Origin of the sequence: Streptosporangium sp. H16 (assembly GCF_051918855.1) — a bacterium.
Taxonomy (GTDB): Bacteria; Actinomycetota; Actinomycetes; order Streptosporangiales; family Streptosporangiaceae; genus Streptosporangium.
On record NZ_JBPXMD010000012.1, the window covers coordinates 209,106 to 230,704 of the forward strand.

Annotated in this window: 22 protein-coding genes; 6 read left to right on the forward strand and 16 right to left on the reverse strand. The window is 70.9% G+C overall.

Annotation, left to right across the window (positions count from 1 at the left end):
* Positions 1-6: 6 nt before the first annotated feature.
* From ACTOQ2_RS21875 to ACTOQ2_RS21895, 5 genes are all read right to left on the reverse strand, one after another.
* Positions 7-342 carry a helix-turn-helix domain-containing protein gene (locus ACTOQ2_RS21875; RefSeq protein WP_440101748.1) on the reverse strand — a complete coding sequence of 112 codons (336 nt, stop codon included), beginning with the start codon at positions 340-342 and terminating at the stop codon, positions 7-9.
* Positions 343-433: 91 nt separating this feature from the next.
* Positions 434-1,357 carry a glycine betaine ABC transporter substrate-binding protein gene (locus ACTOQ2_RS21880; protein ID WP_440101750.1) on the reverse strand — a complete coding sequence of 308 codons (924 nt, stop codon included), beginning with the start codon at positions 1,355-1,357 and terminating at the stop codon, positions 434-436.
* A gap of 35 nt (positions 1,358-1,392) precedes the next feature.
* Positions 1,393-2,064, reverse strand: coding sequence for an ABC transporter permease (locus ACTOQ2_RS21885; protein ID WP_440101752.1), 672 nt, complete (start codon positions 2,062-2,064; stop codon positions 1,393-1,395).
* Between the two features lie 133 nt (positions 2,065-2,197).
* A complete protein-coding gene (locus ACTOQ2_RS21890) occupies positions 2,198-2,860 on the reverse strand; it encodes an ABC transporter permease (RefSeq protein WP_440069268.1) in 663 nt (220 codons plus the stop codon).
* Positions 2,853-4,040, reverse strand: coding sequence for an ABC transporter ATP-binding protein (locus ACTOQ2_RS21895; RefSeq protein ID WP_440101753.1), 1,188 nt, complete (start codon positions 4,038-4,040; stop codon positions 2,853-2,855). Before ACTOQ2_RS21895 ends, ACTOQ2_RS21890 begins: the two co-directional genes overlap by 8 nt.
* Positions 4,041-4,341: 301 nt before the next feature.
* Here ACTOQ2_RS21895 and ACTOQ2_RS21900 point away from each other — a divergent pair, with 301 nt between their 5' ends.
* On the forward strand, positions 4,342-6,510 hold the full coding sequence (locus ACTOQ2_RS21900) for a hypothetical protein (RefSeq protein WP_440101754.1): 2,169 nt from the start codon (positions 4,342-4,344) through the stop codon (positions 6,508-6,510).
* 64 nt (positions 6,511-6,574) lie between these two features.
* Here the strand turns inward: ACTOQ2_RS21900 and ACTOQ2_RS21905 are convergent, their stop codons facing one another.
* A complete protein-coding gene (locus ACTOQ2_RS21905; RefSeq protein WP_440101756.1) occupies positions 6,575-7,558 on the reverse strand; it encodes a helix-turn-helix domain-containing protein in 984 nt (327 codons plus the stop codon).
* Positions 7,559-8,040: 482 nt separating this feature from the next.
* Here ACTOQ2_RS21905 and ACTOQ2_RS21910 point away from each other — a divergent pair, with 482 nt between their 5' ends.
* Positions 8,041-9,126 (forward strand): glycoside hydrolase family 19 protein, encoded by a 1,086-nt coding sequence (locus ACTOQ2_RS21910; protein ID WP_440101813.1) that lies wholly within the window; start codon positions 8,041-8,043, stop codon positions 9,124-9,126.
* Positions 9,127-9,334: 208 nt separating this feature from the next.
* Here the strand turns inward: ACTOQ2_RS21910 and ACTOQ2_RS21915 are convergent, their stop codons facing one another.
* The 5 genes from ACTOQ2_RS21915 to ACTOQ2_RS21935 all read right to left on the reverse strand — a co-directional run bounded on the left by ACTOQ2_RS21915 (position 9,335) and on the right by ACTOQ2_RS21935 (position 14,427).
* Positions 9,335-10,507, reverse strand: coding sequence for a lipid-transfer protein (locus ACTOQ2_RS21915; RefSeq protein ID WP_440101757.1), 1,173 nt, complete (start codon positions 10,505-10,507; stop codon positions 9,335-9,337).
* Between the two features lie 98 nt (positions 10,508-10,605).
* The gene (locus ACTOQ2_RS21920; protein ID WP_440069281.1) at positions 10,606-11,016 is read right to left on the reverse strand and encodes a MaoC/PaaZ C-terminal domain-containing protein; all 411 of its coding nucleotides are present in this window, start codon (positions 11,014-11,016) and stop codon (positions 10,606-10,608) included.
* Entirely contained in the window at positions 11,016-12,191 is a 1,176-nt protein-coding gene (locus ACTOQ2_RS21925; RefSeq protein ID WP_440101758.1) for a bifunctional MaoC family dehydratase N-terminal/OB-fold nucleic acid binding domain-containing protein, read from the reverse strand. The genes ACTOQ2_RS21920 and ACTOQ2_RS21925 overlap by 1 nt, the downstream gene beginning before the upstream one ends.
* Positions 12,188-13,342 (reverse strand): acyl-CoA dehydrogenase family protein, encoded by a 1,155-nt coding sequence (locus tag ACTOQ2_RS21930; protein ID WP_440101759.1) that lies wholly within the window; start codon positions 13,340-13,342, stop codon positions 12,188-12,190. The genes ACTOQ2_RS21925 and ACTOQ2_RS21930 overlap by 4 nt, the downstream gene beginning before the upstream one ends.
* Positions 13,342-14,427, reverse strand: coding sequence for an acyl-CoA dehydrogenase family protein (locus tag ACTOQ2_RS21935; protein WP_440101761.1), 1,086 nt, complete (start codon positions 14,425-14,427; stop codon positions 13,342-13,344). The genes ACTOQ2_RS21930 and ACTOQ2_RS21935 overlap by 1 nt, the downstream gene beginning before the upstream one ends.
* Before the next feature lie 298 nt (positions 14,428-14,725).
* Between ACTOQ2_RS21935 and ACTOQ2_RS21940 the strand changes: the two genes are divergently transcribed.
* From ACTOQ2_RS21940 to ACTOQ2_RS21955, 4 genes are all read left to right on the forward strand, one after another.
* Positions 14,726-15,334, forward strand: a complete 609-nt coding sequence (locus ACTOQ2_RS21940) for a TetR family transcriptional regulator (protein WP_440069352.1) — start codon at positions 14,726-14,728, stop codon at positions 15,332-15,334.
* 275 nt (positions 15,335-15,609) lie between these two features.
* Positions 15,610-16,767, forward strand: coding sequence for a steroid 3-ketoacyl-CoA thiolase (locus ACTOQ2_RS21945; protein ID WP_440101763.1), 1,158 nt, complete (start codon positions 15,610-15,612; stop codon positions 16,765-16,767).
* A gap of 121 nt (positions 16,768-16,888) precedes the next feature.
* Positions 16,889-17,908: an MBL fold metallo-hydrolase gene (locus ACTOQ2_RS21950; RefSeq protein WP_440101764.1), complete on the forward strand. Its 1,020-nt coding sequence runs from the start codon at positions 16,889-16,891 to the stop codon at positions 17,906-17,908.
* A 37-nt stretch (positions 17,909-17,945) separates the two neighbouring features.
* The gene (locus ACTOQ2_RS21955; RefSeq protein ID WP_440101765.1) at positions 17,946-18,620 is read left to right on the forward strand and encodes a FadR/GntR family transcriptional regulator; all 675 of its coding nucleotides are present in this window, start codon (positions 17,946-17,948) and stop codon (positions 18,618-18,620) included.
* Between the two features lies 1 nt (position 18,621).
* Here the strand turns inward: ACTOQ2_RS21955 and ACTOQ2_RS21960 are convergent, their stop codons facing one another.
* The 5 genes from ACTOQ2_RS21960 to ACTOQ2_RS21980 all read right to left on the reverse strand — a co-directional run bounded on the left by ACTOQ2_RS21960 (position 18,622) and on the right by ACTOQ2_RS21980 (position 21,589).
* A complete protein-coding gene (locus tag ACTOQ2_RS21960; protein ID WP_440101767.1) occupies positions 18,622-19,806 on the reverse strand; it encodes an RNA polymerase sigma factor in 1,185 nt (394 codons plus the stop codon).
* A 50-nt stretch (positions 19,807-19,856) separates the two neighbouring features.
* Entirely contained in the window at positions 19,857-20,213 is a 357-nt protein-coding gene (locus tag ACTOQ2_RS21965) for a YciI family protein (protein WP_440101768.1), read from the reverse strand.
* 111 nt (positions 20,214-20,324) lie between these two features.
* Positions 20,325-20,558 (reverse strand): CGNR zinc finger domain-containing protein, encoded by a 234-nt coding sequence (locus ACTOQ2_RS21970; protein ID WP_440101770.1) that lies wholly within the window; start codon positions 20,556-20,558, stop codon positions 20,325-20,327.
* Entirely contained in the window at positions 20,548-20,997 is a 450-nt protein-coding gene (locus ACTOQ2_RS21975) for a hypothetical protein (RefSeq protein WP_440101772.1), read from the reverse strand. Before ACTOQ2_RS21975 ends, ACTOQ2_RS21970 begins: the two co-directional genes overlap by 11 nt.
* Positions 20,987-21,589, reverse strand: coding sequence for a hypothetical protein (locus ACTOQ2_RS21980; RefSeq protein WP_440101774.1), 603 nt, complete (start codon positions 21,587-21,589; stop codon positions 20,987-20,989). Before ACTOQ2_RS21980 ends, ACTOQ2_RS21975 begins: the two co-directional genes overlap by 11 nt.
* Positions 21,590-21,599: the final 10 nt, after the last annotated feature.

Consider the following 21,599-nt stretch of genomic DNA (forward strand, 5'->3'; position numbering starts at 1 on the left):
AGTGGGTCACGCGGCGTGAGTGTCGGTGCCGCGCAGAATATAGAGGTCGTCACCGAAGACCGCCGAGATCTGGAGCTGTCCGCCGAGCGCCTGAACATATCGAGCGATGACTTCAACGGTGGACACTTCGCCGCGCTCGATCTGCGAAACCCGGCTCTTGGTCACGCCCATGTATTCGGCCACGTCCGTCTGGGACAGGTTCTGCGCCTTGCGTCGTTCCGCCAGCCTGTGGCCGTCGATGTAAGCCTGGTTGCGGCGCCGCGCTTCGTCCACGGCCTTCTCCCCGCCGGAGTCCGCGACGATGTCCGCACGGATGTCGCTCCACTTGGGAAAGTTCGTCATCGGTCCTTCTCCTCCGCCTCGCGTTCCCAGGACCATCAGCCGATCATGTACGAGACCGCCAGGCCTCGTACATGATCGGCTGGACGAACCGTTAGAGCAGGCCGTTCTGGGTCAGCCAGTCCTTGGCGACCATCTCGGCGTCGTCCTTGTCGACCGCGACGCGCTTCATCAGCGCGACCAGGCCGGCGGTGTCGAGCTTGGCGGAGACCGCGTCGAGGGTGGTCTTCACGGTGTCGTTCACGCCGGCCTTGTTGACCAGGGGCGCGATGTTCTCCGCGGCGAAGGCGCTCTTGTTGTCCTGGAGAGAGACCAGGTCATTGACGATGATCTTCGGGTCGGTGGTGAAGACGTTGCCGACCTGGACGGTGCCGTCCTTGATGGCGTCGGCGGTGGCGTCGCCGGTCTTCTTCCACTCCTTGAACTCCAGGCCGTAGGTGTCCTTGAAGTTCTTCTCCTGGCGGGTCTGGAACTCCGGCGGGCCGCCCACCGAGTAGTTCTTGGCGACCTTGACCAGGTCCTCGATCGTGGTGAGACCGTCCTTGGTGGCGGTCTCCTTGGTGACGGTCAGCGAGTTGTTGTCCTCGGCCGCGGCGGGGGTGAGGACCTCCAGCTCGGCGGGGAGCTTCTCCTTGAGACCGGCGACGACGTCGTCCTTCGACTTCGCCGTGGTCGTGTTGTCGACGAAGGCGAGCAGGGAGCCGATGTACTCCGGCAGGATGGTCAGGCCACCGCTCTTGATCTGGTCGTACAGGACCTCGCGGCTGCCGATGTTGAACTTCTCCTCGACCTGGACGCCCTTGGCCGCCAGGGCCTGGGAGTAGATCTCGCCGAGCAGGACGTTCTCCGGGAAGTTGGCCGACCCGATGACGACCTTCCCCCCGGCCGCCGGCGCGGAGCCGGACCCGGCCGGAGCCGGGGAGGCGGAGGCGCTGGTGAGCGGATCTCCTCCGCCGCACGCGGTAAGTGTGAGCGCCGCGGACAGGAGGATCGCCGCGGTGCTGATCAGGCGCTTCATGGTGCTGTTCCCTTCCAGAACGGGGGGTAGGAAAACTATCTGATGGCCTGGCGCTCGCTCACCCCCGGGGAGACCGTTACGCGCTGTACCAGGGTGAACCCGAGCTGGACGAGCAGCGCCAGCAGTGCTACGAGGACCGCCCCGCCGATCGTGCTCGGGAAGTTCTTGGTCGCGAGACCGTCGATGATGAAGCGGCCGAGGCCGCCCAGGCCCACGTAGGCGGCCACGGTCGCGGTCGCCACCACCTGGATCGCGGCCAGGCGCAGGCCCAACAGGATAAGCGGCAGCGCGACCGGCACCAGCACCCGGCCGAGGACCTGCCCGCCCTTCAGTCCCATGCCGTACGCGGCGTCGCGCAGGTCGGGGTCGACCCCGCGGATGCCCTCGTAGGTGTTGACCAGGATGGGCGGCACGGCCAGCGCCACCAGCGGGATGAGCACCGGCAGGATGGTGCCGACGCCCATGAACAGGACGATGAGGACCAGCAGGCCGAGCGTCGGCAGGGCGCGGGCCGCGTTGGCGGTGAGGATGACGAGCATCGCGCCCCTGCCGGTGTGACCGATCAGCAGCCCCAGCGGGAGCGCGATCAGCATGGCGAGCAGCAGCGAGAGCCCGGCGAACTCCAGGTGTTCGAGCAGCCGGTTGGGAATCCCGTCGGGTCCCGACCAGTTGGCCGGGTCTCCGAAGAAGTCGATCAGCCAGTTCACACGGCCTCCTCTGCCCGTGCCCCGCTCAGCCAGGCCACGCGAACGGCCAGAAACCCGCTCCGCCGGTCCGTACGAACGGCTCTGAACCCGCTCCGCCGGTCCGTGCGAACGGTCAGGGACCCGATCAGCCGGTTCACGCGGACCCCCTTGCCCGCGACCATGGGGTGAGCAGGCGTTGCGCCAGGATCAGCAACAGGTCGGCGACCCCCGCGAGCACCACGACCAGCACGATGCCGACGACGATCGGGGTGTAGAACTGCCGCTGCCAGCCGTCGATGAACAGGTAGCCGAGCCCGCCCCTGCCGACCAGCGCGCCGACGCTGACCAGGCTGACGCTGGCAACCGTGGCCACCCTGAGCCCGGCCAGCACGACCGGCACCGCGATCGGCAGCTCGACCTGGAGCAGCCTGCGCAGCGGCGTGAAGCCCATCGCCACCGCGGACTGCCGCACGTGGTCGGGGACCGAACTCAGCCCGTCGACGACCGCAGGGATCAGCACCGCCATGGCGTAGAAGGTGAGCGGGACCATCACGGTCGTCCGCGTGGCGAGACCGGTGATCGGGATGAGCACGATGAAGACGGCCAGCGAGGGCAGCGAGTAGATCACGTTCATGACGCCGACGGTCGGCTGGTAGAGCCAGCGCCACCGCACCCCGGCCAGCCCGAGCGGGAGCGCGATGATCAGCCCGACCAGGATCGGCACCAGCGCCATCACGATGTGGTCCTCGAGCAGGCCCTGGATCGTGGGCCAGTTGCGCCCGATCCAGTCCCAGCGGACCAGCGGTTCCTCATCCATCGACACCTCCCGTGGCCGCGCCGGCGCCTCCCGAGGGACCGCCGCTGCCCCCGGCGGGGCCGCCGACACCTCCCGTCGGGCCACCGACGTCTCCCGCGACCCTGGTCAGCGCCTCGTCCAGCGACTCGCGGGTGGCGACGCCCACGGCCCTGCCCGACCCGTCCACCGCGACGGCGTGGCCCGAGGGGGACAGCAGCGTCGCGTCCAGCGCCGCGCGCAGCGAGTCGCGCCCGCTGACGAAGGTCCCGTACGGCGCGAGCTCCGCGTCGGCGAGGGTGCCCGGCTCGGGCAGGTCCTTGACGGCGGCCCAGCCCAGCGGCCGGCCGTCCTCGTCCGTCACGGCCAGCCACGGCTCTCCGGTGGCGCGCGCCGCGACGGCGTCGGTGGAGGCGGGCGCGAGCAGGTCGGCACGGAGCCGCACCCCCTCGTCCGAGACGAACGACAGCCGCCTGATGCCCCGGTCACGGCCCAGGAACTCGCGGACGAAGTCGTCGGCGGGCCGGGCCAGCAGCGTCGCGGGGTCGTCGAGCTGGGCCAGGTGGCCCCCGACGCGGAGCACGGCCACCCGGTCGCCGAGCTTGACGGCCTCGTCGATGTCGTGGGTGACGAACACGATGGTCTTGTTCAGCTCGGCCTGGAGCCGCAGGAGTTCCTCCTGCAGGCTCGTACGGACGATCGGGTCGACCGCGCTGAACGGCTCGTCCATCAGCAGCACGGGCGGGTCCGCGGCGAGCGCGCGGGCCACGCCGACGCGCTGCTGCTGCCCGCCGGAGAGCTGGAAGGGATAGCGGCCGGCCATCTTGGGGTCGAGCCCGACCCGTTCGAGCAGCTCCATCGCCCGGTCGCGCGCCTTCTTCCTGTCCCAGCCGAGCAGCAGGGGCACCGTCGCCACGTTGTCGACGATCTTGCGGTGCGGGAAGAGCCCCGCCTGCTGGATGACGTAGCCGATGCCCCTGCGTAGTGTCGGCGGGTCGATGGTCTTGACGTCGACGCCGTCCAGGAGGATCTGGCCCTCCGAGGCGTCGATCATTCTGTTGATCATGCGGAGGGACGTCGTCTTACCGCATCCCGAGGGGCCGACGAAGACGGTTATCTCCCCGGTTGGCACTTCGAGGCTTAGATTGTCCACGGCGACGGTCCCGTCGGCGTAGCGCTTGGTGACACCGTTGAATGTGATCATGCGCAACCTCTTGTTTTCGCAGGGTTACGGCCCCCCTGCCCCAACCGTCCCCATGATCCCGCACGGGTCAGCCTATGCCCCCCTTCTCCGATCTGTCTTCCCGGCTTTCCCGAACCGGCTCCGAAGCAGATCCACAAGTGTATTTCTCAACAAAAGGGCATTGAGTAGTGCGAGAGGTGCCCATGACTTGACATGATTACCCACATCGCTGGAGTCGATCCCTCTGGCACCGTACGTCACAGGCCTCACAGCCACCCCGACTCTCCACCACGCTCGCCGAACCACCAGAGGAACCGGTCCAGTGACCCAACCGCTCCTCGGTCAACGCTCGCGCGTCGAACTCATCGCCGAGCTCTATGACCGCCACGCAGCAGGGCTGTTCGCCTACTCCCACGACCAGCTGGGCAACGCGGACTCGGCCTCCGACGTCCTGGTGGCCGTCCTCTCTGGCGTCTCGGACGCCGAACCGCCGCGTGCCGCGCTGTACGCGCTCGCCCGCCGCGAGATCTTCCTGCGCGACATCGTCTACTCGCCCCCCGCCATCGGTCTCGACCCGGCCGCGGCCCTCGTCGAGCGCGTCCTGGGCGACCTGCGCACGCACCAGCGTGAGGTGCTGTACCTGTCGGGCGTGTGCGAGATGGACGCCTCCGAGCTGTCCTGGGTGCTCGACGTGGCCGTCGACACCGCCGACGAGCTGACGGTGAGCGCCTGCCGCCGCTTCGCCCAGTCGCTGGGCTACGCCCTGGCCTCGGTCAAGGTCCCGGAGAACATGACGGAGGTGTTCGGCGCCCTCGCCGTCGCCCCGGTCCGCGACGTGCTCAACCTCGCCCCCTGGGCCACTCCCCCGGCGGGACTTCGCGCCGCCGTGCTCGGGCCCCATGCACCACCCGCCGTTCCGGTCGCCAGACGGTCGATGTCCCCCCTGGTCAGGCAGCTGTGGCCGACGACGCCCGCGTGGCCACTGCCGCTCGCGGAGACCGGCGTCCCGACCGGTCCGCCGATCGGCGCCTCGGCCTTCCCCATGCCGGACCTGCCGGACCACATGGCGGAGGACCGCTTCCCCGATCCCTTCGCACCGAGGGATCCCGACGCCGTCTCCACCCACGAGGCGACCACGGAGCCGATGCCCAGGCTCGGCGACTCGGTGCTCACCGCCCTGGACACCGAGGCCCTGCGGCCACGCCGCCGCCTCCAGCGCCCCCGGCCGCGCCGGGCGGCACCGCTGCCGGCCCCGATCCCCGGGGACGTGCTGGACGACGCCCCCGGGCGGGAGGACTTCTTCCGCCCGCTCACCCCGGAGGCACGGGCGGCCCGCGTCCGCACCGACAGGCTCGTCGCCGCCGCCCCCCGCACCGAGGCCCCGCCCGCCCCCCGCACCGAGACGCCGGCCGCGGACCACATCGAGACGCCGCTCGCCGACCACGTCGGGATCCCGGCCGCCGACCGCACCGGGACGCCGTCCGCGGAGACGCCGCAGAGCCCTGTTCCCGCCGCCGAGACCCCCCGCACCCCGCTCACCGTCGTCCCGCCCCTCGGCACCCCCGGGGCCCTCGGCGGGACCCCCGGGCATCCCGGCGACGTGCTGGACGACGGCCTCGGCGATGTGCTGGACGACGCGCGTCCCCTTCCCGGCTGGCCCCTGCAGACCGACCAGCTCGACGCCCTCGCCGACCGTGAGCGCCACCGGCCCGCTCCCTCGCCCGCCCCCTTCGGGGAAGCGGGGCGGCACGCGTCTCCCGTCGGCGACCGCCCCCGGCTCTCGCTCCCCGTCTGGACCGCGCGGACGGACGCCCCCGCGTCCCCCGAGGTGTCGCCGGTGGAGCGCGCCGAGCCCCCGTTCCCCACCTCGGCCCACCGGGCCGCCGGCCCCGTCCGGCCCCCCTCCGTCGACTGGTTCGCCGATGCCGCTCCCTCCGGCGTCCAGACCGGTGAGGCCCCGCCCGCTCCCTCCCGCGCCCAGACTCGGGAGGCCCCGACCGCCCTTCCCGTCTGGTCCCCACGGACCGACCACCTCCGCACCCCCGCCGGTCGCGCCCAGTTGCGCCTGCCCCGCTGGGTCATGCGCGAGGACCAGCCCGGCGACGCCCCCGACCGGACCGCCCCGCCGAACCACACCCTGACGCCGTACGACGCGCCGCTGGACGACGCGGCGACCATGCCGGGAAACGGGTTCGCGGCCATACCCTCGGCACCCTCGGCACCCCCGGCACCCTCGGCAGCCCCGACGCCCCTGGCCTCCGCGCTGTCCGCGCCGTCCGCGCCGCACCCGGCGCCCGGGGAGACCGGTACGGGGCTCTCCTCCTCCGGCCGGACGTCCCGCAAGCGCGGAGGAGACCGGGCACCACGCAGCCACAAGGCGATGAAGAACGCGACCCATCACGACTGGGCCTGGGAGGTGATCGGCTTCGTCATCGCGGTGACGATCGCCATGATCGTCTTCTTCGCGGTACCGATGATGTCCACCCCGTAGGCCCTCCCGGAATCCCCAGGGCCTTTCCGCACTCCCGCCCGGCCGCGCCGGTGTGGACGGGTGCTCAGAGCCAGCGTTCGGTGGCGGCGCGCCAGGCCAGCTGCATGCGGGTCTGGGCGCCGGTGAGTTCCATGATGTTCGAGACGCGCCGCTGCACGGTCCGCTGACTGACGCCCAGCCGGGTGGCGATCGACTTGTCCGGTACGCCCGCGACCAGCAACGAGACCAGGGAGAGGTCGTCGGAACCGAGCGGGCAGGGCGTCGTCCCCTCGGCGATGGCACCGTCCTCGGCGATCCGCAACGGCGTCGCCCGCTCCCAGCAGCCCTCGAAGAGGGCGATCAGCGCCTCCAGCAGCTGGTCGCCACGGACCAGCGCCGCCGTCGGTTCCGAGGTTCCCTCCTCCCGCGCCACCGGGATCACGGCGACCTCCCGGTCGACGACCGTCAGCCACACCGGCAGGCAGGGCGCGACCCTGGCCTGCTCGCCCAGTTTGACCGCGTACGCCACGTTGGCAGGCATGCCCTGCTCCTCCAGCAGGGGCCCCTCGTAGATCACCCGATACCCGACCCCGCGGCGCAGCGCGTCCGGCTCGGCGAGGTTCTCCTCCGCGGGCGGCACGACCGCGCGGCCCTGCCGAAGGCAGAGGACCTCGTGGCGGGCGTCCTCCTGCAGGTGGTCGAGGTACTCCCGGAGCACGACACGGTTCGGCAGGACCTCGACCAGCCGGCCGGCGTCGCGGCGGCGGGCACCGTCCCGGTACTCCTCCGAGAGCCGGTCCACCTCGCGCCGCGCCCAGTCGAGCGCCTGCTGGTGACGGAGGAGCTGTGAACCCAGCACGATGTCCGGCGCCACGGCCGTGAACCGCCGCCTGCCTGGACCGACCGTCCTGACCAGCCCTCTGACCCGCATGGACACCAGCACCGTCTCGGCCGTCTCGGCGTCGATGCCCAGGTTCCCCACGAGGTCGGCGACCTCCGCCTCCGCGGTGGCGACCAGGAACCGGTAGACGCGCTCCTCCACGGGATCGAGTCCGAGGGATTCCAACATGACGCACATGATGACATCCGAAACGCCAGCGAAAGTTACATTCACCGTCTAACCGGACTTATACCGCCATTGTGAACTAACCGGGCGCAGGTCATATCGGGCGTGAAACGCACCCGCTCGCGACGACGGAAATCGCCGGCGATCGGGGTTGTGACAACGATCTGTCAAGGCTAGTATCACGGCAACTCTTAGGAAACTTTCTTAAGAGAAAGTTAAGGCGGGAGCCTTTGTGGCCCCTGGGAAACCGTTCGAACCCACCAAGAGCTGCGCGAACTTCAATCACACGATCGTCGTCACCCGCAGGTCCGGCCACCCGGGTGTCTCACACCGTCCGGCACCCGCAACGTAACCGGTAATGCGGAGCTTGCCGTCCTTACTCGTCCTGACTGGGTTTGCAAGCCTCTCGCGCGAGCCACTCGCGCCCCGGTCGCACAGAATCCCGAACCTCTGCGGCCCCCACCGCACGAAGGAGTGATCAAGTGTTGAGACAGCGCATCATGGCCGCCCTCGCCGCCCTGGCGGTCACGGGCGTGCTCGCGGTAGCCCTGCCGATGGCCTCAGCGTCCTCAGCGTCCTCCGCCGCCGCGGCGGCCTGCGTGACCCCGTGGAACTCCTCGGCGGTCTACACCAACGGCATGACCGCCTCCCACAACGGCCGTAACTGGTCGGCGAAGTGGTGGACCCAGAACGAGGCCCCCGGCACCGCCGACGTGTGGGCGGACCAGGGCGCGTGCGGCGGCGGCACGACGCCTCCCCCGGGCAACTGCAGCCACCCGAACTGGGCGGCGGGCACCTGGTACCCCGCCGGGAGCATCGTCAAGTACACCAACGGCCGGTTCTACCGCGCCAAGAACGAGAACCCCGGCTACGACCCGGTGATCAGCACCTGGTACTGGGAGCCGTACACCTGCGGCGGCACGACGCCTCCCCCCACGAACCCGCCCACCTCGGGCTTCGTCGTGAGCGAGGCCCAGTTCAACCAGATGTTCCCGAGCCGGAACTCGTTCTACACCTACAGCGGCCTGACCGCGGCGCTGAGCGCCTACCCGGGCTTCGCGAAGACCGGCAGTGACACCGTCAGGAGGCAGGAGGCGGCCGCCTTCCTCGCCAACGTCAACCACGAGACCGGCGGCCTGGTCCACGTCGTGGAGCAGAACACCGCGAACTACCCGCACTACTGCGACACGAGCCAGCCGTACGGCTGCCCCGCGGGCCAGGCGGCCTACTACGGGCGCGGTCCGATCCAGCTGAGCTGGAACTTCAACTACAAGGCGGCGGGCGACGCGCTCGGCCTCAACCTGCTCGGCAACCCGTACCTGGTCCAGAACGACGCGGCGGTGGCCTGGAAGACCGCCCTGTGGTACTGGAACACCCAGAACGGCCCTGGCACCATGACGCCGCACAACGCGATGGTCAACAGCCGTGGCTTCGGCGAGACGATCCGCAGCATCAACGGCAGCCTGGAGTGCAACGGCAGGAACCCCGCGCAGGTGCAGAGCCGGATCAACGCCTACCAGCGCTTCGTGCAGATCCTCGGCACCACCCCCGGCGGCAACCTGAGCTGCTGAGCCGTCGGACGGCCGGCCGGACAGCCGGTCATCCGACGGCCGCCGCGCGCCCGGCCTCCACCCCGGGCGCGCGGCCCCGCGGACCGTCCCCGCGGGACGCGCGAACCCATGAGGCGGCGGCTCACACGGGCGACCCCACCTGGACGCCTTCGCACCGGCCGCGCGGCCCCGGACCGTCCCGCGGGGCGCGGACCCGCGAGGCACCGCGTCACTCCGACGACAGGACCAGCCCGCTGGTCGGCACACCCGTGCCGGCGGTGACCAGCACGTTCCGCACCCCGGCCACCTGGTTGGCCGAGGTGCCCCTGATCTGCCTGACGGCCTCGGCGATGCCGTTCATCCCGTGGATGTAGGCCTCCCCCAGCTGGCCGCCGTGCGGGTTGACCGGGAGACGGCCGTCGATCTCGATGCCGCCCCCGGCCACGTAGTCGCGGGCCTCGCCGCGCCCGCAGAAGCCCAGCTCCTCCAGCTGGGTGAGGACGAACGGGGTGAAGTGGTCGTACAGGATGGCCGTCTGCACGTCCGAGGGTCCGAGCCCCGACTGCTTCCAGAGCTGGCGGCCGACCACCCCCATCTCCGGCAGGCCGGTCATGTCGTCGCGGTAGTAGCTGGTCATCATCATCTGGTCGGCGCCCGATCCCTGGGCGGCGGCGGTGATCACGGCGGGTGACCTGCGCAGGTTCCTGGCCCGCTCGGCGGAGGTGACCACCAGCGCCACCGCGCCGTCGCTCTCCTGGCAGCAGTCGAGCAGGTGCAGCGGCTCCACGATCCACTTGGACGCCTGGTGCTCCTCCAGGGTGATCGGGCGACCGTGGAACCACGCGGCCGGGTTGGTGGAGGCGTGCCTGCGCATCGCCACCGCCACCCGGCCGAAGTCCTCGGAGGTGGCCCCGTACGCGTGCATGTAACGCCGGGCGAACATGGCAACCCAGGCGGCGGGGGTCATCAGCCCGTACGGCACGTGCCAGCTCATCTCCAGGCCCTGGGACGAGGGCTCGCCGCCGATGCGGGCGTCGGGCTGGCCGAACCTGTTCCCCGAGCGCTCGTTGAACGCCCGGTAGCAGACCACGGTCTCGGCGACCCCGGTGGCGACGGCCATCGCCGCGTGCAGCACGGTCCCGCACGCGGCGCCGCCGCCGTAGTGGACGCGGGAGAAGAACGACAGGTCGCCGATGCCCACCTCGCGGGCCACGGCGATCTCCTGGTTGGCGTCCTGGGTGTAGGTGACGAGGCCGTCCACGTCCGAGGGCGCGAGACCCGCGTCGTCGAGCGCCGCGAACACCGCCTCGGCCGCCAGCTGGAGCTCGGACCTGCCCGACTGCTTGGAGAACTCGGTCGCGCCGATCCCGGCGACGACCGTGCTCCCGGAGAAGGAGACCACGGTGGTGGGGGCCTTTCTGTGTTGCCGCGTGTCCGCGTGTCCGCGTGTCCGCGTTGCCGCGTCCGCGTGTCCGCGTTCTCGCCGCCGCTGGGGCGCGGTCAGCGGGAGGGGAGGGCGAACCTGACGGTGCCCGAGACGTGGTCGCCGAGGCTGACCCCGCCGCGGACCTCGACGGTGAACTCGCCGTCCTCGCAGGCGACCACGCTGCCGGTGAAGGCCAGCCTGTCGCCCGCGTACGCGGGGACGCCGAGCTTGACGTTGATGCCACGGATGATCGCCTCGGGTCCGGCCCAGTCGGTGACGTAGCGCTCGACGAGACCCATGGTGGTCAGGATGTTGAGGAAGATGTCCTTCGACCCCTGCGCCCTCGCACCCTCGACGTCGTGGTGGACGGGGGTGAAGTCCATGGTCGCGAGCGCGGTCGACACGACCACGGTGGGGCTCAGATCGATCGCGAGCTCGGGAAGCGGAGCTCCGACCCGCACCTCGTCGTCGGTAAGTGTCCGCATCACGCCTCCAGGGGGACCCACATGGGCAGGATCAGCTCGTCGTCCATCCGGCGGTACGTCAGGCGCACCGGCATACCGATACCCACCCGCGAAGCGTCGCAGTCCACCACGTTGCCCACGATCCGCACACCTTCCGGCAGTTCCACCACGGCGACCACGAAAGGTGTCCGGTGTCCCGGAACCGGCGGGTTGTGGTGGACGACGTAGCTGTACACCTCGCCCTCGCCGCTCGCCGTCACGAACGTGCGGGCGGCCGAGCGGCACGAGGGGCAGACCGGTCCCGGCGGGTGGCGGAGCTCGCCGCAGTCGGCGCACTTCTGGATCCGCAGCTCGCCCGCGGCGACCCCCTCCCAGAAGAAGGCGGTGTCGGCGTTGACCGCGGGTCTCAGCGGGTACGGCGTGCGCGGGGACGCGTCCCCGCGCGTCGCGGTCGCGTCCTGAGCGGTCGCGTCCTGAGCGGTCGCGTCCTGAGCGGGCCCGTCCTGAGCGGGCGCGGTCTGGAAGGGCGCGGCCTGAGAGGGCGCGTCCCTCGCGGGCGTGAGCCCGTTCCCGCCGGTCGTGGTCGCGTCCTCGCCCGGCCCCTGGGCCCGCTCCCTGGGCAGGAACTTCAGTACCCGGAACAGCATGTCGGCCACGGCCTCGCCGCCGGCGTACCAGGTGACGTTCCAGGTGACGAAGTAGCCCTCACCGAGCGCGGTCCGCTTCGGCCCGGTGATACCGGTCAGCCGGGTGGCCGGAACCAGGGACTCGCCGAGCCTCACGTAGCGGTGGTAGGTCTGCTCGCAGTTGGTGGCGACCACGCCGGTGTAGCCGTTGCCGTCCAGCATCGCGAGCACGGCGTCGACCGGCGTGCCCGGCCGCTTCCTCCTGCTCCCGTCCACGCCGGGCATGGTCCAGACCTGGATCATCGCCGGTGGGGCCACGATCCCCCCGTGCACTCCGGCGGCGGCGGCCTCGGGGTCGGTGTAGAGCGGGTTGGCGTCGCCCATGGCGTCGGTCCAGTGCCGGATCATCGGGAGGTTCACCGGGTCCGCCTCCGCGACGCCGAGCACCTCGCCCTCGGCGATCTGCCGCTCGGCCAGGGCGGTGAGCCGTTCGTGCAGGGAGGGGGACTCCGCCGTCGCGGAGGACGGATCCGTCGGAGTGGTCGGGTTCGTCGCAGGGGTCTCGGTCATCGGGGCGGCCTCGGCAGGCTCAGGCCGAGCATGGCGATGAGCTCGCGCTGGACCTCGTTGACCCCGCCGCCGAAGGTGAGCACCAGCCCGCCCTTGGCGCCGCGGTCGACGCGCCGCATCAGGTCCGCGGTGTCCGGGTCCGACGGGTCGCCGAAGCGGGCCAGGACCTCGCCGACGATCCTGCCGACGTCCTGCAGCCGCTCGGAGCCGTACACCTTGGTGGCCGAGGCGTCGGGGGCGCCCAGCCAGCCGAGGTCCATGTTGGCCGCGACCTGCCAGTTCAGCAGCTCGTTGGTCCGGAAGTAGGCGTAGACCTGGCCGAGCGCCCTGCGGACCGCGGGCTCCTCGATCGTGCCGGTGCGGCGGGCCCAGGCCAGGAACCGGTCGTAGGTGTGGGCGAGGTTGCCCGCCGGGCCGAGCGTGACCCGCTCGTGGTTGAGCTGGTTGACGATCAGGTCCCAGCCCTTGTTCTCCTCCCCCACGACCATCTCCACCGGCACCCGCACGTCGGAGTAGTAGGTGGAGTTGGTGTGGTGGTTCCCGTCCATCGTGATGATCGGGGTCCACGAGTAACCGGGGTCGGAGCAGTCGACGATCATCATCGTGATCCCGCGGTGCTTCTTCGCGTCCGGGTCGGTGCGGGCGGCGAGCCAGATGTACTGGGAGTAGTGGCCGCCCGAGGTGAAGATCTTCTGCCCGTTGACGACGTAGTGGTCGCCGTCGCGGACCGCGGTGGTGCGCAGGGCCGCCAGGTCGGTGCCCGCCCCGGGCTCGCTGTAGCCGATCGCGAAGTGACACTCCCCGGCCAGGATCTGCGGCAGGAAGAACTCCTTCTGCGCCGCCGTCCCGTACTGCATGAGGGTCGGGCCGACGGTCTGCACGGTGATGATCGGGTACGGCACCTCGGCGCGGGCGATCTCGTTGGCGAAGATCTGCTGTTCCAGCGGGCCGTACCCGCCGCCGCCGTACTCCTTGGGCCAGCCGAGCCCGAGCTTGCCGTCGCGGCCTAGGGTACGGCAGTGCTCCATGTAGGCCTGGCCGAACGGGTCGGTGGAGATCCGCGCGCGTCCCTCGGCGGTGAGACAGGACTGGAAGTACTCGCGCAGCTCGTCGCGGAGCCTCTTCTGGTCGGGAGTCAGGTCGATCAGCATCAGACGAGCGCTCCGATCGTGTCGAGCCGGGCTTCCACCCCGCCCAGCAGGTGGGCGTGGTGCTTGCCCCAGGCGAAGTAGCGGTGCAGCGGGTAGGTCACGTCCACGCCGATCCCGCCGTGCAGGTGCTGGCAGGTGTAGAGCGCCCGCAGCGCCTGGTCGGTCGCGGTCAGCGCGCCGACGGCCAGGTCCGCCTCGGCCTCCTCGTCGGCGCGCTCGGCCAGCCGCCACGCCCCGGACCACACGGCCACGTCCAGGGCCCGCCCGGCGATGTAGACGTCGGCGATCTGCACGGTGACCGCCTGGAACTCGGCCAGCGCCCGGCCGAACTGCTTGCGCGTCCTGATGTACTCGGTGGTGAGCGCCAGCGCCCCGGCCAGCACGCCGGAGGTGACGGCGATGTTCCCGGCCAGCGCCAGCCTGCGCAGGCCGTCGGCCGCCGTACCGTCCTCGGCCCCGACGAGCTCGCCCGGGGTGGCCTCCAGGGCGAGCGCGGCGGCGGGTTCGCCGGTGGAGGTCGGCACCGGCCGCAGGCCCGCCCGGGCCGGGTCCACCAGGAACAGGCCGACCCCGGCGGCAGTGGCGGCGGGGACCAGGATCCTCGCCGCCTGGGCGGCGTAGGGCGTCGTGCCCTTGGCGCCGTCCAGCACCCATCCGGCGCCGTCCCTGCGGGCGGTCGTGACCGGCGGGGCGGCGAGGTCGCGACCCGGCTCGGAGGGGGCGACGGCCAGTGAGATCTCGCCGTCGGCCAGCGGGGCCAGTGCCTCGCGCTGCTCCCGGGAGCCGTACCTGGTGATCACCTGCGCCGCGACCAGGCTCTGCTCGGCGGGGACCGGGGCCACGTGGGCGCCGATCTCCCGCAGGACGACCGCCATCTCCACCGGTCCGAGCCCCGCGCCTCCGGCCTCCTCGGGCAGGACGGCACCGAGCAGCCCGGCCCCGGCGAGGGAACGCCACAGGGCGGTGTCGTAGAACGCGCCGCTCTTCTCGTGGGCTTCGAGCCTGGTCGAGGTCACCTCCTTGCCGAGGAGGTCGACCGCGAGTTCGCGCAGGTCGGTCTGTGTCTCGTCGAGATTGAAGTCCACTGGCACTCCAGGGTTTCTGTCGGCCGCTTCGCCCTTCCGGAAAGTAGAACAGATTCTATTCTGTGTCCAGAGCCAGCTAATCGCAATAAGTCACTGCATAACCGCCGCACCGCATATGCCATGTAAGCGTGGGGCATCTTTGTGACTGGCGAGTAACCCATCGGAGTATCCTGAAATCAGATAACGTGTTCTCATGCGCACCTCGCATGTGACCACCGATACGCCGGTCACCCCGCACCGGACCGGAAGGCACGCCCCGAGCGACGCCGATCCGGCCACGACCGAGGGGGCATCCGGCATGCAGAGCGAATCGGCGTCCACAGGTGTCCGCACCAGGAGCCAGCACCAGCGGCGCAAGCGCATCGTCCAGGCCGCCGCCGCCCTCGCCTCACGGGGCGGCGTCGAGGCGATGCAGATGCGGACCGTCGCCGAGCGTGCCGGGGTCGCACTCGGAACGCTCTACCGATACTTCCCCTCCAAGATGGATCTCGTCGTCGCCGTCGTCGGCGAGGAGATCGAACTCCTGGAGACCAGCATCGAGCGCCGCCCGCCCAGCGCCACCACGGCCTCGGGCCGGGCCGTCGACGTCCTGATGCGCGCCACCCGGGGCCTGATGCGCGAGCCCGAGCTCGCCGACGCGCTCATCCGCTCGTTGATCATGGCCGATGTCGACATACCGTTCGGCGACCGCATGGCGGGTCTGCTGCTCCGCGTCGCCGGGGACGACCTCACCGTCGAGACCGCCACCGAAGAGCAGTTCGCCCTGGCGGGCTCGCTGTCCAGCGTCTGGGTGCACGAGCTCATGGAGATGCTCAGGGGCCGGCGCACGTACGAGCAGATCCAGCGCCGCATCGAGATCGCCGCCGGACGCCTGCTGGCCGACTTCCGGCCCTCCCCCTCCGGCTGAGTCCGCTCCCGCCCCACCGGACGCCTCGTTCAACCGGACGCCTCGTTCCACCGGAGGCGCTGCTCGCCGGAGGCCCCGTGCCATCGGAGGCGCTGTTCGCCGGAGCTCCCTGCCACCGGAAACCCCGCCGCTCCTTCCGCCTGAAACTAGAACCCGTTACAGTCGCTAGCGGAAGCGACTAGAGCGACGTTCTGGAGCGACGCGCGAACGGGCGGACCGGCGGGAACGGCCGCCCGGCGGCCGCGGGCTCCGACCCGGATGGCGAGGAGATCGTTATGGGTGCGGTGATCGTCGAGGCCGTGAGGACCCCGATCGGCAGGCGCAACGGATGGCTCGCCGGGCTGAAGCCGCAGGCGGTCCTCGCCGCGGCGCTCAACGGCCTGATCGGCAGATCAGGCATCGATCCCGCCGCCGTGGAACAGGTTTTCGCCGGATGCGTCACGCAGGCCGGAGAGCAGGGCGGCCATGTCGGGCGGCACGCCTGGCTCTACGCCGGACTGCCGTACCAGACGGGCGTGACCACGGTCGACGCGCAGTGCGGCTCCTCACAGCAGGCGGTGCACCTGGTCGCGGCGCTCATCCAGGCCGGGGTCATCGACGTCGGCGTGGCCTGCGGCGTCGAGGTGATGAGCCGGGCGCCGCTCGGCTCCAACGTGCTGCCCGCCAATCCCCGGCCCGACGACTGGGCCATCGACCTGCCCGACCAGTTCACCGCCGCCGAGCGGATCGCGCGGCGGCGCGGGCTGACCCGCGAGCGGCTCGACCGCTTCGGTGCCAGGTCCCAGCGTCTCGCCGCGGAGGCGTGGGCCCAGGGGCGCTTCGACCGGGAGGTCGTCGCGGTGACCGCGCCGGTCCTCGGCCAGGGCGGGGAGCCCACCGGCGAGACCCGCGTCGTCGACCGAGACCAGGGACTGCGCGAGACCACCGTCGAGGGGCTGGCCGGGCTCAGGCCCGTCGTGGGCGAGGACGGCATGCACACGGCGGGCACCTCCTCGCAGATCTCCGACGGCGCGGCGGCGGTGCTCCTCATGAGCGAGGAGGCCGCCGCCCGGCACGGCCTGCGGCCCCGGGCGCGCGTCCTCGCCCAGGCGCTCGTCGGCTCCGAGCCGTACTACCACCTGGACGGGCCGGTGGACGCGACCGCCAGGGTGCTGGCCGCGACCGGGATGAGCACGGCCGACATCGACAGGTTCGAGGTGAACGAGGCTTTCGCCTCGGTGGTCTTATCCTGGTCATCGGTGCACAAGCCAGACATGGAACGGGTCAACGTCAACGGCGGCGCCATAGCGCTCGGCCATCCGGTCGGAGCGACCGGATCCCGACTGATCACCACCGCCCTGCACGAGCTTGAGCGGTCCGACTCCTCGACCGCGCTGGTGTCGATGTGCGCGGGCGGGGCGCTCGCGACCGCGACCATCCTGGAGCGCCTCTGAACGGCATCGCCGCCCCGGGGCGGCCGTGAACGGCGCCGATCCCCTGGAGCGTCTTGAGCGGCGTCGCACAAGGAGCACCACCATTGAAATCCCTCCGCAGGCCGCACAAGGAGCACCACCGTTGAAATCCCTCCGCAGGCCGTACAGCGAGCAGCGCCCGTTCGACACCGGCGGCGGGGTGTGGAGCGTGCCCGTCCCGATCCCGGGGAACCCGCTCGGCTACACGCTCGTCTACGCGATCGAGTCCCCCGCCGGTCCCGTGCTGGTCGACGCGGGCTGGAACGCCCCCGAGGCGTGGCTGGCACTGCGCGACGGGCTGGGGGCGGTCGGCATGGACGTCCGCGACGTGCGCGGGGTGGTCGTGACCCACTTCCATCCCGACCACGCCGGGCTGGCCGGTCAGGTCAGGGATGAGTCCGGCGCGTGGATCGCCATGCACGAGGCCGACGCCGCGCTGATCGGGTTCATGCGGAACTTCCAGGGGGACGCGCACCGCGACTTCCAGGCCGACATGCTGCGCCGGGCGGGAGCGGGCACCGTCGAGGTGGAGGAGGTGACGGGGAACCGGCCGCAGCCGCCCGCGGTACCCGACCGCGTCCTCACCGACGGCGACCTGATCGACCTGCCGGGGCGCAGGCTCCGGACGATCTGGACGCCCGGTCACACGCCCGGCCACGTCTGCCTGCACCTTGAGGACGCCGACCGGATCTTCACCGGGGACCACGTGCTGCCGGCGATCACGCCGCACATCGGGATCTACCCGTACGACCGTGCGGACGTGGATCCGCTCAGCGACTTCCTGGAGTCGCTGGAGAAGGTGAAGAGCCTGGGCCGGCTCGAAGCCCTCCCCGCCCATGAATGGATATTTCAGGACACGGGGGCTCGGGCGACGGAGATCACCGTCCACCACGAGGAGAAGCTCCGACGGCTGGCCGCCCTGCTCGCCGAGGCTGAAGGGCCTCTCACTATTTGGGAGATAGCTGGACGTATGACCTGGAATCGCCCTTGGGAGGACTTTCCCCCCGTACTGCGCGGGATGGCGGCAGGAGAGGCCGCGGCCCACCTACGCACGCTGGAGGTTCGCGGAATCATCCGCCGCGTGATGGGAGTGGATCCGGTCCGGTTCGCCATACACTCATAGACATCGGATGTCTGGCGCGACCTGAGGACGGTGCAGAGTGGCGGTCACCGACGCCGCTATCGACAAGATCAAGCAGATGATCCTGTCTGGCGAGCTCGCCCCGGGCAGCAGGCTGCCCAAGGAGGCCGACCTGGCCGATCGGCTCGGCCTGTCGCGCAACTCGCTGCGCGAGGCCGTCAGGGCCCTGGCCCTGATCAACGTGCTGGACGTGCGCCAGGGCGACGGCACGTACGTGACCAGCCTGGAGCCGAGGCTGCTGCTCGACGCGATGTCGTTCGTGGTCGACTTCCACCAGGACGACACCGTGCTGCAGTTCTTCCAGGTCCGGCGGATCCTGGAGCCCGCGGCGACCGCGATGGCGGCGACGAGCATGTCCGAGTCCGAGGTCGCCGAGCTGCGCAAGATCCTCGACGAGCTGCCTCCCGACCCGAGCGTCGAGCAGCTGGTCGCCAACGACCTGGAGTTCCACCAGCGCATCGCGGCGGGCTCGGGCAACACGGTGCTGTGCTCCCTCATCGAGAGCCTCTCGGGGCCCACCACCAGGGCGAGGATCTGGCGGGGCCTCACCCAGGAGAACGCCCTGGAGAAGACCCGCGAGCAGCACACCGCGATCTGCGACGCCATCGCCGCCCGCCAGCCGGAGGTGGCACGGGCCTGGGCCACGGTCCACATCGCCGGCGTCGAGGAGTGGCTCCGCAGCGCCCTCGCCTGACTCAGGTGAGCGCCTGACGGGTGCGCCGCAGGAAGTCGCGCTCGGCCGCGTTGCCGGTGCGGGCGATCGCCGCCTCGTAGGCCCGCGCCGCCTCGGTGGTGCGGCCCAGGCGCCGGAGCAGGTCGGCGCGGACGGCGTGGAACAGGTGGTAGCCGTCGAGGTCGAGGCCGTCGACCAGGGTGAGCGCCGCCCCCGGCCCCTCGACCTCGGCCACCGCGACCGCGCGGTTGAGGGCCACCACCGGGTTGGGGGTCAGGGCAAGGAGCAGGTCGTACAGCGCCAGGATCTGCCACCAGTCGGTGAGGGCCGCGGTCGGCGCGTCGCTGTGGACGGCGTTGATCGCGGCCTGGATCTGGTACGGACCCGGCCGGTCGCGCCGGAGGCACCACCGGACGATGGCCTGGCCCTCGGTGATCAGGTCGCGGTCCCAGCGGCCCCGGTCCTGGTCCGCCAGCAGCACCAGGTCGCCGTCCGGCGTGGTGCGGGCGGCCCGGCGGGAGTCGACGAGCAGCATGAGCGCGAGCAGCCCCATGACCTCGGGTTCGCCGGGCATCAGCTCGGCCAGGAGCCGTCCCAGCCGGATGGCTTCCGCGCAGAGGTCCTCGCGGACCAGCCGCTCGCCCGAACTCGCCGTGTGACCCTCGTTGAAGATGAGGTACACCACGGCCAGGACGGCCCGCAGCCGGTCCGGGAGATCGGCCTCGGCCGGGACACGGTACGGGATCCCCGCGTCACGGATCTTGTTCTTGGCCCGGACCAGGCGCTGGGCCATGGTCGGCTCGGGCACCAGGAAGGTCCTGGCGATCTCGGCGGTGGTGAGCCCGCCCAGCAGCCGCAGGGTCAGCGCGACCCTGGCGTTGGCGGCGAGCGCGGGATGGCAGCAGGTGAAGATCAGGCGGAGCCGGTCGTCGCGCACGGCGCTCTCCTCCAGCGGTTCGTCCCCGGCGTGCAGCAGGGCCGCCTGGGCGTGGCGATCCTGGCGGGTCGCCTCCCGCCGGAAGCGGTCGATCGCCCTGTTGCGGGCGGTGGTGATGATCCACCCCGCCGGGCTCGGCGGCAGGCCGGTGGAGGGCCACCGGCCTGCCGCCACGGTGAACGCGTCCTGGACCGCCTCCTCGGCGAGGTCGATGTCACCGAGGAGGCGCACCAGGACGGCGACCGCGCGACCGTACTCGGCACGGAACACGCGGTCGATCTCCGAAGCCTCCGAAGCGGGAACGTCCGGCATGCCGGGTGTCAGCCGTCCACCTCGCCCTGGAACGGCCGCACCTCGATGGGCAGGAGACCGATCGCCACGGTGAGCCTGCGGCCCCATTCGAGTGCCGCGTCAAGGTCGGGCGCCCTGATGACCGTGAACCCGCCGAGGTGTTCCTTGCCCTCGGCGTACGGGCCGTCGGTCATGAGCGTGTCACCGTCCTTGACCCGGATCACGGTCGCCGTGTCCGGAGGGTGCAGGCCCCCGGAGAAGACCCACACGCCGGCGGCCTGCATCTCCTGTTCCAGGATCTCCAGGTTCCGGGCGATCGGCCCCAGCACCTCGGGGCCGGGAGAACCTCCGTCGGGCTGGTACACGCTGAGCAGATACTGTTTCATCGCGCCTCCTGGACCGGTGCGACCCCGTGGCCGCCTTCCTACCCATCACACGAACGGCATCCGGCGGGATCGACACCGGGTGCGACCACCCTGCGAAGAATTTCCGCGCTCTCAGGGCCGGGAGTCGTCCGCGTCGGCCGCGGAGTGCCGGCGGTAGTGGCGCGCCGCTCGGGCCCGGTTGCCGCACGACGGCTTGCACCACTCCTGCCGGCCGTGCTTCTTGACGAAGTAGCGGACGCAGCGCGGCGCGGTGCAGGCCCGCAGATCCTCACGCCGGGGGCCGGTCAAAAATCCGATGGAACACACCAGACCGGTGCCGACGTAATCGTGGTGGTCAGTTCTCACGCCCACGCCGACGAGACGGCTTCGCAAGATCACGACAACGAGCCACCAGATCGTCGATTTCCGTCAGGTTCGGGCCGGCGCCGTCACCATCACAGCAAGCGGGCTCGGTGCGCTCGCCCACCGGCGGTTCGTGCAGCCCGCACACCTGCCACAGCGAGGTGTAGACGTCATGTGTGCGGTTGCGCTCGTCATGAGGTCCCAACATCAGAATCCATGAACGACCCAGGCCCTCGAACGCGACCACGACGCGCATGGCCGCTCTCAAGTGCTTGACGCACAGACGGTTCACCGGAAGCTCTCCGGTGAGTCGATAGCCGAGAGCCGCGCAACCTCGCGCTTCCAGATCACCGACGAAAGCGACGAAGGCTCTCAGGTCCGCTCCGCGCAACGTCTCGGCCTGCTTCTCCGCGAGAACGGAGAGATAGACCTCAGTCTTCATCAGCGGCCGGTTCCGAGTTCCTGGAACCCCACTCCGCCCGGATCTCCCGCCACGGGCGGCCCTCGTCCTGGCTCATCTGCTGAAGACCGTCAGCCAGCTGGTCACTCTCCAGAAGCTCCTGGTCCTGCAGGCGGTGCCAGACGGCCTCGGCGAGATTGCGGGTACGGCCGACCCGGCGCAGGTCCTGGACAAGGGTCGCCACGGCGTAAAGGCGTTCGGCCTCAAGCATCAGTCGTGGCTTTCCCCTGACCTGCGTGAGCAGCCCTTCCGCGACCCATGCGCGAACCGTCTTCTCGTCAACACCAAGGATCTTGGCAGCGACCGTCGCTCGCACCGGCTCGGCATAAGCGAGCAGGTCGTGAACGACTTCCCTGACCGTGTCACGAGTGTCGGCCTCGTGGGTGCTGGCGGCCACTCCGTCCAGTCGCTGCGCCTGGTCGAACAGGGCCAGTGCGGCCCGCTCCTCGACCTCTTTCCTGCGAAGGGTCTGCGTCGCACCGGCCCTCTCGTGATCACTCCCCGCCGACGCCGCCCGATACTTCCGTTTTTTGACCGCTCCCGCCGAAGCTTTCCCGGGCTTGGCATCAACCATGAGGAGGCCT

What these genes read in the sequence shown, in the direction of transcription:
- ACTOQ2_RS21875 (WP_440101748.1), bottom strand. Translation starts at nt 342, where the DNA reads ATGACGAACTTTCCCAAGTGGAGCGACATCCGTGCGGACATCGTCGCG.
- ACTOQ2_RS21880 (WP_440101750.1), bottom strand. Translation starts at nt 1,357, where the DNA reads ATGAAGCGCCTGATCAGCACCGCGGCGATCCTCCTGTCCGCGGCGCTC.
- ACTOQ2_RS21890 (WP_440069268.1), bottom strand. Translation starts at nt 2,860, where the DNA reads ATGGATGAGGAACCGCTGGTCCGCTGGGACTGGATCGGGCGCAACTGG.
- ACTOQ2_RS21895 (WP_440101753.1), bottom strand. Translation starts at nt 4,040, where the DNA reads ATGATCACATTCAACGGTGTCACCAAGCGCTACGCCGACGGGACCGTC.
- ACTOQ2_RS21905 (WP_440101756.1), bottom strand. Translation starts at nt 7,558, where the DNA reads ATGTTGGAATCCCTCGGACTCGATCCCGTGGAGGAGCGCGTCTACCGG.
- ACTOQ2_RS21920 (WP_440069281.1), bottom strand. Translation starts at nt 11,016, where the DNA reads ATGCGGACACTTACCGACGACGAGGTGCGGGTCGGAGCTCCGCTTCCC.
- ACTOQ2_RS21925 (WP_440101758.1), bottom strand. Translation starts at nt 12,191, where the DNA reads ATGACCGAGACCCCTGCGACGAACCCGACCACTCCGACGGATCCGTCC.
- ACTOQ2_RS21930 (WP_440101759.1), bottom strand. Translation starts at nt 13,342, where the DNA reads ATGCTGATCGACCTGACTCCCGACCAGAAGAGGCTCCGCGACGAGCTG.
- ACTOQ2_RS21940 (WP_440069352.1), top strand. Translation starts at nt 14,726, where the DNA reads ATGCAGAGCGAATCGGCGTCCACAGGTGTCCGCACCAGGAGCCAGCAC.
- ACTOQ2_RS21945 (WP_440101763.1), top strand. Translation starts at nt 15,610, where the DNA reads ATGGGTGCGGTGATCGTCGAGGCCGTGAGGACCCCGATCGGCAGGCGC.
- ACTOQ2_RS21965 (WP_440101768.1), bottom strand. Translation starts at nt 20,213, where the DNA reads ATGAAACAGTATCTGCTCAGCGTGTACCAGCCCGACGGAGGTTCTCCC.
- ACTOQ2_RS21975 (WP_440101772.1), bottom strand. Translation starts at nt 20,997, where the DNA reads ATGAAGACTGAGGTCTATCTCTCCGTTCTCGCGGAGAAGCAGGCCGAG.
- ACTOQ2_RS21980 (WP_440101774.1), bottom strand. Translation starts at nt 21,589, where the DNA reads ATGGTTGATGCCAAGCCCGGGAAAGCTTCGGCGGGAGCGGTCAAAAAA.